Origin of the sequence: Alteraurantiacibacter palmitatis (assembly GCF_037154115.1) — a bacterium.
Taxonomy (GTDB): Bacteria; Pseudomonadota; Alphaproteobacteria; order Sphingomonadales; family Sphingomonadaceae; genus Alteraurantiacibacter; species Alteraurantiacibacter palmitatis.
On record NZ_JBANRO010000001.1, the window covers coordinates 263,815 to 279,273 of the forward strand.

The following is a 15,459-nucleotide window of genomic DNA, read 5'->3' on the forward strand; positions in this document are numbered from 1 at the left end:
GAAGCGGCCCGCCCGGCAGCATCACGGCACTTTTAGAGCGGGCGGCGGCTGGCGGCAGGCACCGGATTGCCCAGCGCGCCCTGCGCCGCATAGGGCATACCCCACAATTCGCCCTGGCTGAGCGGCTCGGCGGCGCGGGCCGCGCCCACCGGCAGGGTCGTCAATGGCAGGGTCGTCAACGGCAGGGCAATCACAGTCCCGCTGGCAAGAAACGCGCGGCGCGACAGCATCATCCGATCACCCAGTGATAGAGCATGGCTCCCTCGGGCGATGCCTGCGGCCGCTCGCTCGCGACAAAGGCATGGCCGGCATCGCGGGCGAGGATTTCGCACACCAGCCGGTCGCTCCACAAGGTCAGGCCTTCGATGTGTTCGCCTGCATCCAGCAGGCCCGCCAATTGCACGCGCCAGGCAAGGCCAAGGTCGTGATCGCGCGGATCGAGCGTCGCTGCACCCCGTGCGGCCCGGCGTTCAGCCAGATGGGCGGAAAGACCGAACCGGGCATCGAACACCACCAGCGCGGGGCCTTTGGCGCTGGCAGCCAGCGCCTGTCCGGGCAGAGTGGCGGCGGCGGCAAGTGCGCTGCCTGCGGCGAGCACATCGCGGCGGGTGAGGTGCACAGAATTTGCGGCGGTCATTGGCCGGTCTCCAGATAACGGGCAATTGCGGCCAGTTCCGCATCGCCCAGCTCGGCGGCGCGGATCTGCGGCATCGAGCCGATGCCCCGGCGCACCACGGCCATGGTATAGGCAGCAGGCAGGCTGGCCCGGTTCTGCAGCAAGGCCTGCCCTTGCGGTACGCGGCGCGCCAGCACACGGGTGCCAAAGCCGCCTTCAAGGTGACACAGGCCGCATTTTTCGGCAAACAGCGCCTCGCCCGGCGGTGGACTCGACAGATCGGCCTGCGCCTGCGCGGGAAGCTGCGCCAGTGCAGCCATCGCGGCCAGAAATGCGCCGATCAGAGTGGCGCTGCTCGCCCGTCGCGTCATCGCCCGGCCTCCCGGTAGCGGCGCGGCCAGATGCCCATCTTGCCCGGCGCGATGATCCCGGCCGGATCGACCGCGTCCTTCACCTTTTCGTTCCAGCGCAGCAGCGCGCCGTTATTGTAGCTGTAGCTGGCAGCCACCTCGTCATAGAACAGGGTGTGGGTGCGGTATTCGCCCCACCCATTGGCGGCGGCCACATCGATCAGGCGTACGAACAGGTCGTTGGCGCGCACGCACATGGCCTCGTCGGTGCGGTTGAACAGGATCATGGTGATGTGGTTGAGATAGCGCTGCCCGGCGGTAAAGCCGCCATAGTAATCGAACCCGGCATCCTCGAACATGGCGCGCACCGTGGTGTATTGCTTCCACGCCTCGGCCCCGGAAAAGGCTGAAACCGGCGAGAAGGTGAGATGTCCGCCCGGCCCGCCGAGCCAGTCCACCACGCCCAGCGCGCCGAGGGAGGGCACCGGATGGCCTGAATTGCGCAGATCGCCGCCGTTCCATTCACTTTCGACGAATTCGGCATCCACCGCGCCCGCAAAGGCGGCGCGCACCTTGCGCGCGTTGATGGCGTTGATTTCCGGGTCACCGAACAGGCGGATTGAAAAGTTCCAATGGCCGATCCCGGCGCGAAGGCGCGCGGCTTCCAGCACGTCCGCCGGCATGGCGCCGCTGCCCTGGTAATGCTCCGACCGGGGGCCGCGTGTCGCCAGGTTGCGGATGACATTGCCGAACGAGGGGTTGGCCTGCACGGTGCCATCCAGCTTGAGCGGGCGCAGCGCGTCGATCGCCGGGGGCAGGTCGGCAACGCGCGGCAATTGCATCGCCAGGTTCACCGTCTGGCGCGGGGCCGGCATCAGCCACAGGCCCATGCGGGTGACGATGCCGAAATTGCTCTGCATGAAGGCCGGATCCCATGAAGGGCCAAAGCCATAGGGAAAGCCGTGCCAGGTGCCGCTGCCTTCCAGCGCGCCCATGCCGGTTCGCAGCAGGCTGCCATCGGCGGTGACCACTTCCATGCCGCACACCTTGGAGGCGTGCTCGCCATAGGGTGTATAGCCCACGCCGCGTTCCAGCGCGTTGCCCAGCACGCTGCCCCAGGTATGCGCCGGGGCTGAAATCCACAGCGGAATGTTGTTGTCGACGAGGTAGTGATACAGGTCGTCGAAACCCACGCCCGGCTCCACCACCACATAGCCCATATCGACATTGCATTCGAGGATCCGGTTCATCCGGATCATGTCGAGCATCACAACGCCCGGCAGGCGCGGCGCCGCGCCGCCATAGCCGAAGTTCTTGCCCCGGCTGATCGGCCACAAGGGCACGCCCAGTTCTGCCGCGATGCGCACGATCGCCTGCACTTCCTCGGTCGAGGCCGGGGCAACTGCGGCCACCGGCGCATAAGTGGCTGGATCGCGCGGGGCCATCGCATCGGCATAGGCTGCCTGCGCTTCAGCCCCCTGCCAGACATTGTCCGGCCCGACGATGGCGGCAAAGGCTGCCAGCGCGCGCGACAGCGTGTCAGGGGCAATGGAGATCATACCGGCAGCACCCAGTCGGGCACCCAGTTGCCGTGAATCTGCCCCGGTGCGCGGAACGGCAGCTTCACCCGCGCCAGCGGCCCGGCGGCAAGGTTGGCGGTATCGCCGATGACAAGCTGCGATTTCATGTCAGTGTAATCGGTCGCAAAGGCCATCACCCAGCCATCGCCTTCGGGCGCATCGGGCGAGCGGGGGGCGAAGGCGATTTCCGATACGGCCAGCGTCTCGCCGCAATGCATCGCCTCGACCGTGCCGGTGGCAAAATCGAACCGGGCCAGCGCATTGCTGGGCGGGCGCGGGCCCATCACCGCGGCATCATAGGGCATCGCCGGGTGCGCGGCGCTGAGGAAGCCATAGCGGAACGGGTGGCCGCAGTAGCGCTCGTCGATGCGCGAAAGCGCGCCCGCCCATTCGGGAAACAGCACCTCCTCGCGCCAGCCATCGGCCGGGCGGGCCAGATCGATCACATATTTGCGGATCGTGGTGCGCGCCTTTGCCGGATCGAACGGCTTGCCGTGGACATCGGGGAAGAAGGGGAAGGGATTGGAATCGCTCACCGCCGCGATCAGGGCGATGACCCCGCCATCATCGCTGGCCGAGAAAGTGTGGACCATGGCCATTTCCGGCCCGGCCACCCACACCACATCGCCATTGCCACGGCGCGGCATCACGCCGATATAGCTGGGCACGGTGCCGTCCCAGCCCCAATGGACCTTGCCGGCGCGCAGCCGCTCCATCCCGGATACCATGCCGTAGACCGGGATGAGGATGAAGTTCTGCGAAATGGCGATGTCGTGCACCATCGACAGATAGGGCGCGGCGATTCGGCGCTCGCTCGTCACCCTGCCGTCGGGCGCGATCGTGTAAACCCAGATGGCATTGCTGGCCAGGCCCTCGGCCTCGTAACCATAGGTGATCATCTCCCCGGTCTGGCCGTCCACCTTGGGATGCGCGGTGAAGGTGGGTGCGCTGTAGCCTCCGCCAAAATCGTGCGGGCCGATGGTGGCGAGCGTGGCGGGATCGACCTCGTAAGGCAGCGCGTCTTCCTTGAGCGCCAGCAACCGTCCGGCAAACACGATGATGTTGGTATTGGACACCGTGCCCGAAATTCCGGTTGCTTCCGGCTCGTCGGTGAAGGGGTTGCGGTAATAGCCGAACAATTGCCGACGGGCGGCCTTGTTGGCGAGATAACGCGGCGTTTCCACGAAACGGGCGGCAAAGTCGCACGAACCATCGGCAATGCGGAAGGCACTGGCGATGCCATCAGCGGCGAAGGGCGAATCGTCGGGGAACTTGGGCGGATATAGCCATTCTGCCCCGACCCGGAAAAAGGTGCCCTTCAGCCCGGCCGGGATCTCCCCCACCACTTCGCAATCGTGCACTTGCGATGCAAAGCGTGCCGGTTCCATCGGCCCCTGCAGGGCCGGGTGATTTGCATAGGTGAGTGCCACGCTAAGCCTGCCTCGTCCCCATCCCCTCAAGAGCCCTTGCCCTCGTTTTCCGCGCCATCTTGACACGCTGGCCGGGTTTATCAACACAAGCTGCAAGCGTTTGCAGAAATTTCTGATCGAGGATTTGACCTTGCGCCTGAGTGCCGCCCCGCGATGACCGGTTCCGCCGCCACCGGCCCGTTGCTGCCGGGCCTTGATCCGGCGGCCTTCGCTGCGGCGCTGGCGGATTTCCGGGTGGCGGTGGGTGCGCAGTGGGTTTTCACGAGCGAGGCGGACCGGGCCAGCTACCTCGACCCCTTCGCCATTGGCGACCCGCAGGCCCATGCTGCCGCCGCTGCGGTGGCGCCGGCCACCACCGACGAACTGGCGCTGGTGCTGGCTGCCGCCAACCGCCACGGCGTGCCCGTCTGGCCGGTGTCGATGGGCAAGAACCTCGCCTATGGCACCGCCGCCCCGGCCCTGCGCGGCAGCGTGGTGCTCGACTTGAAGCGCATGAACCGCATCCTCGAAATCAACGAGGAGCTGGGCTATGCGCTGGTTGAGCCGGGGGTCAGCTATTTCGACTTCAAGGCCGAGCTTGACCGGCGCGGCAGCAGGCTGTGGATGAGCGGCGCCGCGCATTCATGGGGCAGCGTGATGGGCAACGCGCTCGAACACGGGGTGGGCTATACCCCTTACGGCATCCACGCCGAGACGATCTGCGGCATGGAAGTGATGCTGGCCGATGGCTCGCTGGTGCGAACGGGGCTGGGTGCCATTGCCGGTTCGCGCGAATGGCAGGTGTTCAAATGGCCGTTCGGCCCCAATTGGGACGGCCTGTTCACCCAGTCGAATTTCGCCGTGGTCACCAAGATGGGCATCTGGCTGATGCCCGAACCCGAAGCCATGGCCGGTTTCACCATCAGCGTGCCCGCCAAGGGTGATCTGGCGCAGCTGGTCGATACCCTGCGGCCCCTGCGGCTGGATGACACCATCAACGCCACTTACACCATCGCCAATGCCTGGCGGCAGAGCACCGCCGGGATGCAGCGCGCCGAGCTGTGGCAGGGCGCGGGCGCCATTCCCGAGGAGGTGGTCGCGCGCCATCTGGCTTCGCGCGGGCGCGGCTGGTGGAACGTGATCTTCAATGTGTTCGATCATGTGCCCGGCGGGATCGACTTGCGGATTGCCAAGATCCGCCAGCACTTTGCGGCCCATATGCCGCAGGCCACCATCACCCACACAAGCTGGAAAAAGGGCGAGCCGCAGCAGCCCTGGATGCGGCAGGAGGTGAGCCTCGCCCCCTTCGCCATCGTTGACTGGCGCGGCTCACCGGGCGGGCACAGCGATTTCGGCCCGGTTGTGGCCGCAGTGGGCGAGCGGGTCACACAGGTCTATGACCTGATCGAGCGGCGCTTCATCGAACACGGCCTTGACCCGTGGGTGGGTATGTTCGGCATGGGCGGGCGGGCGCTGATCTTCGTGGCCGATATGCTCTACAAGCGCGACGACCCGGAAATGACCGCCGCCTGCCAGCGTCTGTTCCGCACACTGTGCCGCGAGGTCGCGGAGATGGGCGTGGGCCTATACCGCGCGCACATCACCTTCATGGACGATGCCGCAGCCATGCACACATGGGGCGCGGCGCAGGATACTTCCGGCGGCGGGGCGGGGGCCTTGCCCCGGCTCAACGACCGGGTGAAAGCGCTGCTCGATCCGGGCCATATCCTTGCCCCCGGAAAGCAGGGGATCGGGAGCCGGCGGCCATGAAGGGCCGCTTGATCGCAACGGTGGTGCGGGCGTTGTGCCTCACCGGGATCGGGTTCGGGGCCGGGGCAGGGGTCGTGGCCGCGCAGGATCGCGCCGCGCCTGCGCCCGTTTCTGCCGCGGCGCTGCCGCGCACCGGCGAACAGATATTCGCGGCCAAATGCGTGTTCTGCCACGATGCGACCGGCTGGGGCACCCGCTCGCTGGCGCGGCGCACGCCGCCCGGCCAGTCCGAATTGCTGAACCGGCAGGTTCTGCCGCCGGCGCTGGTAATCCACGCGGTGCGGCGCGGGATCGGTTCGATGCCGCAATTCACCCCGACCGAAATCAGCGACGAGGAACTGGCGATCCTCGCAGCCTGGCTCGACGCGCGTGGCCGCCCGGCTGCATCGGCACCCTGAGGCGCCCAGACCGGTGGCTCACGCGCTCAGCGCTGCTCCGGCGGTGTCCAGGGCGAGACAGTGTAATAGGGCGCTTGGTAGAAGGTTGCCACCACTGCCGAAATGCACCCGTCATTCACCTTGAACGCTTCCAGCAGGCCCCAGCTTTGCGGTTCCTGAAAGATCGAGGTGGCTTCGCGTCCGTCTGTCAGGAGGTAGGTGTCGAGCTGGCCCTTGTGGTCGATGAAGCCGCGCGCCAGCGCCACCTGCCGCTCTTCGTCCACCAGCACGATCTCGCGCCGCACACGGTTGTTGAAGGCATAGCGGCCGGATTGGAAATCGGCCTTTACCTGCGAAAACAGCAGGCCGTTTTCGCGCCTTGTGGTGCTGTCGAAGAAACACGTCCCGCGGATTTCCCCGTCGTTGAGCTGCAGGGTGTCGAAATAGCCGTGGGCGTGGGCGATCAGCTGATCGCGGGTGGATCGCGCGGCCACCGGCACGATCTGGTCGATGATCGGCTCGTGGACATAGTCTTCCACCTCCGCGATGGGGGTGGGCGGGCTGGACAGGTTGCGCCGCGTGGAAATGATGTGTTCCACCTCGGTAATCTGTCCGCCTTCCACCTTCAGCCGCACGGCAAGGAAACCGGGCACGCGCCGTTGCCGGATGGCGGTGAACACTGCCACCGTGCCCATGACCGGGTCCGACAGCACCAGCGCCGGGCCGACATCCTCGGTCACGGTATCCCAGGTGCCATCGGGGAACGGCATCTCGATATTGTTTTCGGTGTAGCGGACATTTGGCGCGAACGGCGCCAGCGAGGGGTCATGCGCGAGATAGGCCGCGCGGTATTGCGCCATGATCGCTTCGAGGCAGGTCTTGCTGCACGCCTCTGCCTGCGTCTGGGCAAGGCCCGGCTGCGCGCCGGGCATGGCGGACAGCAAAACGATCCCCGCCATGGCGGCAGCCAGCCGCTTATGTGTGAAGGCCATGCCGTGTCTCCTCTCTCGCAATCCATCCCTCCGGGTGGAATTACAGCACTTCGCAATAGTCGATGGTGACAGACTTCGGGCCTGCCGGACGGCCAATCCCGATGAAGAACAGGCCCAGCACCCAGCTGTGGCGGCTGCGGACATCGGCATCCACCCAGCTCGTCACCCGGAAGTAACCATCGGGCCGCTGGTAACCCATATTGTGCAGGTAGACCCATTCGCCCGCCTCGTCGCGCAACAGCACATAGCCGCGGTGGTCGATCACGCCGTCGCCGCGCTGCAGCGAATATTCGCCTGCCCCTGTGGGATAGACCGTGCCGGTGATCCGCCCGCTGACGCTGCCTCCGGCAATGCGGTGGTAGATGCGCCCGCCGCGCGGGGTCTGCATCTGCGCCTGTTCGTCATATTCCAGCGTGACCGAAAAGGCCGGCGCAAAGCCGACATCGGCCACCAGCGCCGGGTCGCGGTCGGTGGGAATTGCCAGATTAGCCATCACAGCACCTCGTAATAGGTAAAGACCGTGCGGTCCGGGTCCATGCGCCTGAGGCCATGGCCGATGAACAGCGTGTGGTTCATCCAGTCATGCGGGCTGTCGGCGGGTGCATCGAAAAAGGGCGAGGTCCGCATCCGCAGGGGCACCTCGCTGTCCGCCGGCGCGATGAAGTCCTGCGTTATCCGCTCCCCCTCGGCCAAAGGCGGCAGGCGGCGGTCGAGCGCGGTGGACGGGTCCCAGCCCACCCGGCGCATATAGCCGCGGTTGTTGATGTAGATCAGATGCCCGTCGCTGGCGCGGAACATATAATGCGCGTCAAGCGGGCCGCCGCCGCCGCCAAAATCCGCCCCGCCATAGGGCACCACTTCGCCTTGCAGGCGCGGGCCCCAGATGTCGCCGCCGATCGCAGGCACGAAAGCGCGCCGGTAAGGCGCTTCGATCGCCACGCGCTCCTTGAAGAATACGCTGACCGAAAAGGCCCAGCGATAGCGCACCCCGGCCATTTCGCGCACGGGCGGCAAGCCGGCCGCGCCATTGGCTGCGCCATTTGTCCCGCTGGCCTGTGGCTGTCCCATGGCTGCGGGTGCCGCCGCAGCAAAGCCTCCGGCTGCCGCGAGGCCCAGCAGCAGCTCGCGCCGGTCAAGTCCGTTCCCGCTCATGCCTGTCCTCCCCTTGCGGCGCCCACGGGCGCCAGTTCCTCCGCTTCGTACCAGTAGCCGTGCACCTGCGTTGCCGCGCGGAACGGCAGGAAGACCCGCGCCAGCTCTCCCTCGCCCAGCCGCTGCGCGTCCACGATCACCAGTTCGGTGCGCATTTCGGCAAGGTTGGATGCCGTGCCGATCAGGTAGCCGTCGCCTTCGCTGGTGCTGCCCCTGCGCGGCACAAAGGTGCATTCCTGCAAGGCGTGGGTATCGCCCGCAAAGAAGCGGTCCACCTGGCCGGTATGCATATCGAACCGGCCATAGCTGTTGGTGATGCGCCCGCGCGCATTGCCCGCCCGCGCCTCGTCGAACGGCCGGTCGGGATCGGCAAAGCTGGTGAAGCCATAGCGCGTGGGCAGCGAGTTGAAGCGGTGGTCCACTTTCGCCAGATCGCCCACCGGCATGGGGAACAGGATCTCCTCCTCCCACGCATCGCCGGGGCGGGAAAGGTCGAAGGTCAGCTTGCGGAAGAAGCAGACGGCCTTCGACGGATCCCATGGCGAGCCATCGACATTGGCGAAGAAGGGGAAGAAATTGCTTTCGTAGAACGGGGCCAGCAGCGTCACCTTGTCGCCTTCACTGGTGGCGTTGAGCACGTGCATCATGCACCGCTCCGGCCCGCGGAACCATCTGAGATCGGACCCGTCGCCATCGCGCCGCATGATCCCCACCATGCTGGGCAGCGTGCGGTCCCAGCCCCAGTGCACCTTGCCCTGCGCCAGCCGCTCCATGCTGGTGGTGTAGCCGCCGAAGGGGAAGATGATGTGATCCTGGCTGATGGCGAAATCGTGGATGATCGAAACATAGGGCACCTTCACCCTGATCTCGCGCGTGACAGTGCCGGCGCGGTCGATGAAATAGACGAACAGGTCATCGCTCGCCGGGCCGGTGGCTTCATAGCCGAAGGTGATCATCTCGCCGGTCAGGGGGTCGACCTTGGGGTGGGCGGAGAGCGTCTGCGAGAGGATGCGCCCGCCAAAATCGTCAAACCCGATCGTGTCCAGCGTCACCGGATCGAGTTGCAGCGGCAGCGCGTCTTCCTTCAGCGCATAGAGCTTGCCCGCATGGGCCATGGGCGCGGTGTTCGATACGGTGGAATTCATCGTCCGCACCGCTTCGTCATTGGTCAGCAGGTTGCGGTAATAGCCGAACTGCTGGCGGCCCGGGGCCAGGTTCGACAGGTAGCGCGGCGTCTGGATGAACCGCCCGCGATAGGACACGCGCCCCGACTTGAAACGAAAAGCGCTGACATAGCCATCGGAATGCAGCGCGGCATCGTCGGGGAACTTGGGGGGATAGAACCACTCGCCCCCCACCCGGACGAAGGTGCCGTCCATGTCCGCCGGGATCGTGCCTTCCACCTCGCAATCGGCCACTTCCCCCTCGAAGCGCTGCGGGGCGAAAAAGCCCTGTGCCGCCGGATTGTTGAAACGCTGAACCATCTTGTTTTCTCTCCCCCCTCCCGCACCGCTGGCGGGAAACCCCAGTCAGAAAAACGGATCGAAATTCCGCACGGTCTCCTCGTCCACCATCGCTGCTGCCCCTGCGGGCACGCGATAGCCGGCGGGCGGCTGCCACGCGGGCAGGCTGCCCGATGGATCGATCAGCGGCTGGTCGCCCAGGAACGCCACAACGGGCGCTGCGGCCGCAAATCCCACGGGCTGTGATGCCGGAACCGGCGGCAGGCCAAGCCCCGCGCGGGCCCATGCGCGTCCGCTGGCAAGAACCGGCAGGGCCACGGCAGCAAGGCCCGCCATCGCCAGGAGGCTGCGCCGCGAACACGGCAGGTTGCGGGCGCGGTGCATGGGCTGCTTCTCCCCCTCAGGCATCGAGCATATCCGCCATCGCCGCGCGCACAGCGGCGGACGGATCTCCCTCGATGCGGCATTGCTCGTCGAACACCATCACATTCTGGCTCGCAAGGTCGAACCGGCTCCACTCGGGCACATCGGCCAGCCCGCTGTCGGGCACGCCGGTATGCGCAAATCGCGCCCAGGCCGCGCTCATCCGGGCCGCCAGAAGCTCCGGCCCCGGCCCTTCGCCAAGGACAGCCGTCCCTGCGCGCGGGGTATTGAACAGCAGGTTGGCTTCCAGCGTATGCAGCGCGCCCAGCTTGCCGCCCAGCGCCGGGCTCTGGAAATCCAGCCGGTAGACGAAGCTATCGGCCCCGCCATGCGTGTCGGCGGCTGCGGCGCGGCGGCTGGCCTGCGCCATGACAGGCAGCATGATCGAATAGTCCGAATGGGCCTGGATCCACAGACGCGAAGGGCTCGCCTTGGGATAGGCCTGCCGATAGAGCGCCAGCAAGCCAGCCGCCCGCTCGCCAAACAGGCCCTGCATCCGCGTTTCCAGCCCGCTTTCGTCGAGCGTGAACCCGGCCGGGTCGGCGCCCATGAAAAAGCTCATTTCCTGCGCGTTCCAGCCCAGCACCATCGGGATGGCGCGGGTCTGCGGTGCGGGTTGGGGGGCGAAGGGATGCTGCACCAGCAGGTCGCCATCAACCACGGGAGCGAAGCACGGCAGGTCAATGAAGCGGCTGGCACGCATCTGCGCTGCCACGCTGTGATAGGCGGCCAGCAGCCGGGCGGCAGGCACTTGCTGCAAGGCCCTGACGTCGCCCTGTGGCAGATCGAGCGCGGCGAACAGCGCGTGGGTGGCACGGCGGGCCTGCTCCACTTCCATGAAGCGCAGGGCCGGTCCGCTCTGCGCGGCAGCCCGTTGCACCATTCCGGCTGCCGCAGGGCTTGCCATCAGGAAGGCCGCCTTCATGCCTCCGCCAGACGTGCCGAACACCGTGATCCGCTCCGGGTCACCGCCGAAAGCCGCGATGTTCTGCTTCAGCCAGCGCAGCGCGGCGATGATGTCGAGCATCCCGGCATTGCCCGAATGGGCAAAGTCCGCATCAAAGTCGCCCAGCCAGGTGAAGCCAAAGGCATTGAGCCGATGGTTGAGCGAGACCACCACCACCTCGCCGCTGGCCGCCAGCGCCGAACCATCGATCGTCGATCCGCTGCCGCCGTAGAAAAGGCCGCCATGCAGCCAGACCATCACCGGGCGGCGCACCTGATGGCCCAGAGCGGCAGTCCAGATGTTGAGGAACTGGCAGGCCTCGTCCTCGGGCAGCGGCGGAGGGGGTGGCGGTGCGCCTTCCGGCCGGGGAATTTGCGCCGTGATGACATAGGGCGGGCCCGGCGGCGGGCTGGCATTGGTTTGCGGCGCGCTTGCCCCGAATTGCCTTGCCGCGCGCACACCAGCCCAGCTTTCCGGCGGCTGGGGCGGCATGAATCTCTGCGCGCGGGCATAACGCACCCCGCGAAAGCTTGCCACTCCATCCGCGTCGAGAAGGCCGGCCAGCCTGCCTTGCGCGGTTTCGACTACCGGTTCGCCCATCTGCGCCCAACTCCTTCCCGGCATCGCGGCCAGGCTGGTGGCAGCCAGCACGCCGGCCATTGCCTGCCGCCGGTTCACGCTGGCGAGCTGTGCAAAGGATTGCGCCTGCCGGCTGCCCCGCGCGCAGGAATCCTTCGGTGATTGCCGCCGTGCCACCCTTGCCCTGATCCTTCCCGGCAGCGAGGCTAACACGTTCGGCGCGCGGATGACAATTCCCATCATCGGGATTTTTAGGGACAGTCTCGTGCAAGCTTGCCCAACAGGCTGAACGGACGCATAAGTCCGCCCGTCATGGCAACCGCAAAGTCACTCCACGCCGGGAAGGGCAAGGCGCCGCGCAGCGATGGTGACCCGCCCAAGCCCCAGCGTGGCAAGGGCCGGCCTGCCAATGGCGGTGTCGGGCGCGAAGTGATCATCGCCGCCACCCGCCGCCTGCTGGCCGAATTGCCGCCGTCGCAGATCACCATCTCGTCGGTAGCGCGGGAAGCCGCGGTCGATCCCGCGCTGGTCCGCTATTATTTCAAGGACCGCCCCAATCTGCTGCTGCAAGCGGCGCTGGCGATGATCGGCGAGGTGCGGGTGCGCGAGCAGTCTCCCGGCGATGTGGTGGATTTCATCCGCGAGAGGGTAGCGAGCAATTTCGAATTTTCGCGCTCGTCCCGATATCTGACCCGCCTGATGATCGACGAACTGGCGGCATCATCTTCCGCCGAGGTTCGCGAGACCTACCGCCAGGTTTCCGAGGACGTGGTGAAACGCTATGGCGAGGCGCTCAATGCGCCGAACAGCCCGCTGCGCCCGGGCGTCAATCCGTTCTTCTTCCATATCACGCTGGTGGCCATTTCCGATTTCTACTCGAAGGCCGGCCCGCTGCTGCGCATCCACCTGCCCCCCGGACAGAGCGAGGCGGACCAGGAGCGGGAGTATCGCCAATTCGTGATCGATCTGCTGATCGAAGGGCTGAAGGCCCGCGGCTGACGGTCTTGGGCCGCACCTCGGGGATGGAGGTGCGACAGATCGTTTGCATTCGAGTTTCGAAAAATCGCGCCGGCGGGCGAATTTTGCTTGTCGCAAAACGCCAAACCGCGCATTAATTCCCACATGGGGGATATACTGGTTCCGCGCCTGCCGGAACAGGGGGTTCTCCCGTGACAAATCGACATGGCGCCTCCGGCCGAAAAAAGAGCATCGGTGGGCCGGGGCAAGGGAGGGGAAAACCTATGAATTTGAGAGCAATCTGTCTGACGACCTCGGCGCTGGCGCTGGTCAGCCCGACATTCGCCTTTGCCCAGGAGGCTGAGGAACAGAGGGGAGACACCATCGTGGTGACGGCCCAGTTCCGCGAGCAGAACCTGCAGGACACCCCGCTGGCGATCACGGCGGTGAATGCCGAAATGCTGGAGGCGCGGAGCCAAACCAACATTTCGCAGGTCGCCAACCAGGCGCCTTCGGTCACGCTCAAGCCCAATGGCGCAGCCTTTGGCCCCTCGCTGATCGGCAATATCCGCGGCATCGGCCAGATTGACTTCAACCCGGCGCTGGAACCGGGCGTGGGCCTGTATGTCGATGATGTCTATTATGCCACGCTGACCGGCTCGGTCCTGGATCTGCTCGATCTGGAGCGTGTGGAAATCCTGCGCGGCCCGCAAGGCACGCTGGCTGGCCGCAACTCGATCGGCGGCGCGGTGAAGCTGTATTCGCAGCGCCCCCGCGGCGACAATAGCGGCTCGATTTCCGCCGCCTATGGCAGCCGCGACCGCGTGGACCTGCGCGCCAGCTTCGATGCGAATCTGGCCCAGGGCATCGACCTGCGTCTTGCCGGTGTGTCGAAAAAGCAGGGCGGCTATGTCGAACGGCTGGACTTCGGCTGCGTCTACCCCGCCGGGGGCGGTGCGCGCCTTCCGGCCAACGCCCCGCTGAACCCCGGTGCGGAGATCAACCCGGCGGTCGGCGGCATCCCGATCACCCTGGCTCCGGGCGCGGGCTGCGTCTTCAACCGTGAAGGCGATGTGGACTATATGGGCCTGCGCGGTCAGCTGCGCTTCCGACCCAGCGACAGGGTGGATATCAACATCATCGGCGATTACACGATCGATGATCGCTGGCAGACCGGCACGGTGCTGCTGGAAGGCCGTTATCCCAATGGCGTGCTGGCCAGCCCGATCTACCCGCTGCCGGCGAACCCGCCTTACAACACCGCCACGCCGCCGACGCGTGACATCAACCCGTTCGGCCCCGGCATTGCCTATGACACCCGCTTCATTTGCGGGCGCTATTGCAACTTCGGAACCTACACCAATCTGGCCGACGGAGCGCTGCCGACCGATTCGGCCAACGGGCGCATCAAGTTTGAAGGCTGGGGCCTGTCCGGCTCGATCGATGTGGAGCTGTCGGACAATCTGGCGCTCACCTCGATCACGGCCTACCGCGCCTACACGTCGGAATTCTCGAACGACAACGACGCGTCGCCCATGGCGCACTCGGTCGGGTCCGGCCCGCTGACTTTCCGCTTCTTCAGCCAGGAACTGCGCCTGAACGGTGCCTTTGGCGCCAACAACGAAGTCGAATGGACGCTGGGCGGCTATTACAGCGACCAGCGCTCGGTCTACACCTCGTTCCAGGGCCTGCGCAGCAGCGGCCTGAGGTTCTTCCAGTCCGACCCGGTGGACGCCGACAGCAAGGCCGTGTTCGCGCAAATCGGCTATACCCCGATCGACGACCTGACGATCAACGCCGGCATCCGCTACACCGAAGAATCGAAGACGTACAACTATGTGCGCCTCAGCCCCGAAGGCGGGCTGCTCGGCCCGCCGCTGGGTCCGCTCAACGGTCAGTCGGGCACGGCCAGTGCCGAGAAGTTCGATTACCGGATTGCCGCGCAATACCGCTGGTCTGACACATTCATGACCTATGCCCAGTATGCCACCGGCTTCAAGGGCGGCGGCATCAACCCGCGACCGTTCTTCCCGCAGCAGGTGCTGCCGTTCGGCCCGGAAACGCTGGAGAGCTGGGAAATCGGTTTCAAGAGCGATCTGTTCGACCGGATGCTGCGCTTCAACGTCGCCGCGTTCCTCGGCAATTATGACGATATCCAGCTCAGCCTCAACAATTGCACTGTGCAGGCCGGTGTCGGCTTCGGCGCACCTTGCGCCCTGCCGACCAATGCCGGTGATGCGCGGATCAAGGGCGTCGAGGTCGAAACGACGCTGCGCCCTGTCGATGGCCTGCTGATCGATGGCTCGCTCTCGTATATCGACTTCGACTACCGCAGCTTTGCCACCTTCGGGACAGCCACGGTGGGCGGTCCGGGCAACCTCAACGGCCCGCAGTTCGGCGACTATCCCGGCTTCACTCCGCGCTGGAAGTGGGCCGTGGGTGTCCAGTACGAGATCGACCTGGGCAATTCCGGCTCGATCACGCCGCGTTTCGACCTGGCCTATCAGGGCGATATGTATGCCAATGGCACCAACCGCTCGACCAACCTGATCCCGGCCTACGAGCTGGCGAACGCCCGGCTTACCTGGCGCAATGCCGAGGGAGATCTGGAGATCGCGGGCGAAGTGACCAACCTGTTCAACCAGTATTATTTCCTCACCAAGTTCGACCAGACGATCGCGGGCCAGGGTTATGTCACCGGCCAGCCGGGCCGTCCGCGCGAATGGGCGCTGAGCATGAAGAAGCGCTTCTGATCGCAAGGCCAATCGGGGGCGCCAGCGTTCCCGAACGGATCACCAGGTGCATGAGGGGGGCGGGGCAATCCCGCCCCCTTTTCCATACCGTG

Annotated in this window: 15 protein-coding genes; 4 read left to right on the forward strand and 11 right to left on the reverse strand. The window is 66.0% G+C overall.

Annotated elements, in window-relative coordinates; genetic code table 11:
- Positions 1-32: 32 nt before the first annotated feature.
- From WFP44_RS01085 to WFP44_RS01105, 5 genes are read right to left on the reverse strand one after another with little or no spacing between them, the layout of a single operon-like run.
- Entirely contained in the window at positions 33-233 is a 201-nt protein-coding gene (locus WFP44_RS01085; protein WP_336924485.1) for a hypothetical protein, read from the reverse strand.
- Entirely contained in the window at positions 230-637 is a 408-nt protein-coding gene (locus WFP44_RS01090; protein WP_336924486.1) for a hypothetical protein, read from the reverse strand. The genes WFP44_RS01085 and WFP44_RS01090 overlap by 4 nt, the downstream gene beginning before the upstream one ends.
- Entirely contained in the window at positions 634-987 is a 354-nt protein-coding gene (locus WFP44_RS01095; protein ID WP_336924487.1) for a c-type cytochrome, read from the reverse strand. Before WFP44_RS01095 ends, WFP44_RS01090 begins: the two co-directional genes overlap by 4 nt.
- Positions 984-2,525, reverse strand: coding sequence for an FAD-binding oxidoreductase (locus tag WFP44_RS01100; RefSeq protein WP_336924488.1), 1,542 nt, complete (start codon positions 2,523-2,525; stop codon positions 984-986). Before WFP44_RS01100 ends, WFP44_RS01095 begins: the two co-directional genes overlap by 4 nt.
- A complete protein-coding gene (locus tag WFP44_RS01105) occupies positions 2,522-3,976 on the reverse strand; it encodes a carotenoid oxygenase family protein (RefSeq protein ID WP_336924489.1) in 1,455 nt (484 codons plus the stop codon). The genes WFP44_RS01100 and WFP44_RS01105 overlap by 4 nt, the downstream gene beginning before the upstream one ends.
- A 153-nt stretch (positions 3,977-4,129) precedes the next feature.
- Here WFP44_RS01105 and WFP44_RS01110 point away from each other — a divergent pair, with 153 nt between their 5' ends.
- Entirely contained in the window at positions 4,130-5,725 is a 1,596-nt protein-coding gene (locus WFP44_RS01110; RefSeq protein WP_336924490.1) for an FAD-binding oxidoreductase, read from the forward strand.
- Complete coding sequence (locus WFP44_RS01115; RefSeq protein WP_336924491.1) at positions 5,722-6,123, forward strand: c-type cytochrome; 402 nt, start codon at positions 5,722-5,724, stop codon at positions 6,121-6,123. The genes WFP44_RS01110 and WFP44_RS01115 overlap by 4 nt, the downstream gene beginning before the upstream one ends.
- A 26-nt stretch (positions 6,124-6,149) precedes the next feature.
- Here WFP44_RS01115 and WFP44_RS01120 read toward each other — a convergent pair whose 3' ends face one another.
- From WFP44_RS01120 to WFP44_RS01145, 6 genes are read right to left on the reverse strand one after another with little or no spacing between them, the layout of a single operon-like run.
- Positions 6,150-7,094: a DUF8021 domain-containing protein gene (locus tag WFP44_RS01120; protein WP_336924492.1), complete on the reverse strand. Its 945-nt coding sequence runs from the start codon at positions 7,092-7,094 to the stop codon at positions 6,150-6,152.
- 40 nt (positions 7,095-7,134) lie between these two features.
- Positions 7,135-7,587 carry a DUF3237 family protein gene (locus WFP44_RS01125; protein WP_336924493.1) on the reverse strand — a complete coding sequence of 151 codons (453 nt, stop codon included), beginning with the start codon at positions 7,585-7,587 and terminating at the stop codon, positions 7,135-7,137.
- Complete coding sequence (locus tag WFP44_RS01130; protein WP_336924494.1) at positions 7,587-8,246, reverse strand: DUF3237 domain-containing protein; 660 nt, start codon at positions 8,244-8,246, stop codon at positions 7,587-7,589. Before WFP44_RS01130 ends, WFP44_RS01125 begins: the two co-directional genes overlap by 1 nt.
- Positions 8,243-9,730, reverse strand: a complete 1,488-nt coding sequence (locus tag WFP44_RS01135) for a carotenoid oxygenase family protein (protein WP_336924495.1) — start codon at positions 9,728-9,730, stop codon at positions 8,243-8,245. Before WFP44_RS01135 ends, WFP44_RS01130 begins: the two co-directional genes overlap by 4 nt.
- Before the next feature lie 45 nt (positions 9,731-9,775).
- Complete coding sequence (locus WFP44_RS01140) at positions 9,776-10,093, reverse strand: hypothetical protein (RefSeq protein ID WP_336924496.1); 318 nt, start codon at positions 10,091-10,093, stop codon at positions 9,776-9,778.
- 16 nt (positions 10,094-10,109) lie between these two features.
- A complete protein-coding gene (locus WFP44_RS01145) occupies positions 10,110-11,738 on the reverse strand; it encodes a carboxylesterase/lipase family protein (RefSeq protein ID WP_336924497.1) in 1,629 nt (542 codons plus the stop codon).
- A gap of 231 nt (positions 11,739-11,969) precedes the next feature.
- On the opposite strand from WFP44_RS01145, the gene WFP44_RS01150 reads away from it, so the two are divergent.
- Positions 11,970-12,656 (forward strand): TetR/AcrR family transcriptional regulator, encoded by a 687-nt coding sequence (locus WFP44_RS01150; protein WP_336924498.1) that lies wholly within the window; start codon positions 11,970-11,972, stop codon positions 12,654-12,656.
- A 242-nt stretch (positions 12,657-12,898) separates the two neighbouring features.
- On the forward strand, positions 12,899-15,367 hold the full coding sequence (locus tag WFP44_RS01155; RefSeq protein ID WP_336924499.1) for a TonB-dependent receptor: 2,469 nt from the start codon (positions 12,899-12,901) through the stop codon (positions 15,365-15,367).
- Positions 15,368-15,459 lie beyond the last annotated feature (92 nt).

Excerpts from the sequence above, each read along its gene's own strand:
- WFP44_RS01120 (WP_336924492.1), bottom strand. The coding sequence starts at position 7,094 with ATGGCCTTCACACATAAGCGGCTGGCTGCCGCCATGGCGGGGATCGTT.
- WFP44_RS01140 (WP_336924496.1), bottom strand. The coding sequence starts at position 10,093 with ATGCACCGCGCCCGCAACCTGCCGTGTTCGCGGCGCAGCCTCCTGGCG.
- WFP44_RS01145 (WP_336924497.1), bottom strand. The coding sequence starts at position 11,738 with ATGGCCGGCGTGCTGGCTGCCACCAGCCTGGCCGCGATGCCGGGAAGG.
- WFP44_RS01100 (WP_336924488.1), bottom strand. The coding sequence starts at position 2,525 with ATGATCTCCATTGCCCCTGACACGCTGTCGCGCGCGCTGGCAGCCTTT.
- WFP44_RS01110 (WP_336924490.1), top strand. The coding sequence starts at position 4,130 with ATGACCGGTTCCGCCGCCACCGGCCCGTTGCTGCCGGGCCTTGATCCG.
- WFP44_RS01155 (WP_336924499.1), top strand. The coding sequence starts at position 12,899 with ATGAATTTGAGAGCAATCTGTCTGACGACCTCGGCGCTGGCGCTGGTC.
- WFP44_RS01115 (WP_336924491.1), top strand. The coding sequence starts at position 5,722 with ATGAAGGGCCGCTTGATCGCAACGGTGGTGCGGGCGTTGTGCCTCACC.
- WFP44_RS01090 (WP_336924486.1), bottom strand. The coding sequence starts at position 637 with ATGACCGCCGCAAATTCTGTGCACCTCACCCGCCGCGATGTGCTCGCC.
- WFP44_RS01095 (WP_336924487.1), bottom strand. The coding sequence starts at position 987 with ATGACGCGACGGGCGAGCAGCGCCACTCTGATCGGCGCATTTCTGGCC.
- WFP44_RS01085 (WP_336924485.1), bottom strand. The coding sequence starts at position 233 with ATGATGCTGTCGCGCCGCGCGTTTCTTGCCAGCGGGACTGTGATTGCC.
- WFP44_RS01150 (WP_336924498.1), top strand. The coding sequence starts at position 11,970 with ATGGCAACCGCAAAGTCACTCCACGCCGGGAAGGGCAAGGCGCCGCGC.
- WFP44_RS01130 (WP_336924494.1), bottom strand. The coding sequence starts at position 8,246 with ATGAGCGGGAACGGACTTGACCGGCGCGAGCTGCTGCTGGGCCTCGCG.
- WFP44_RS01135 (WP_336924495.1), bottom strand. The coding sequence starts at position 9,730 with ATGGTTCAGCGTTTCAACAATCCGGCGGCACAGGGCTTTTTCGCCCCG.
- WFP44_RS01125 (WP_336924493.1), bottom strand. The coding sequence starts at position 7,587 with ATGGCTAATCTGGCAATTCCCACCGACCGCGACCCGGCGCTGGTGGCC.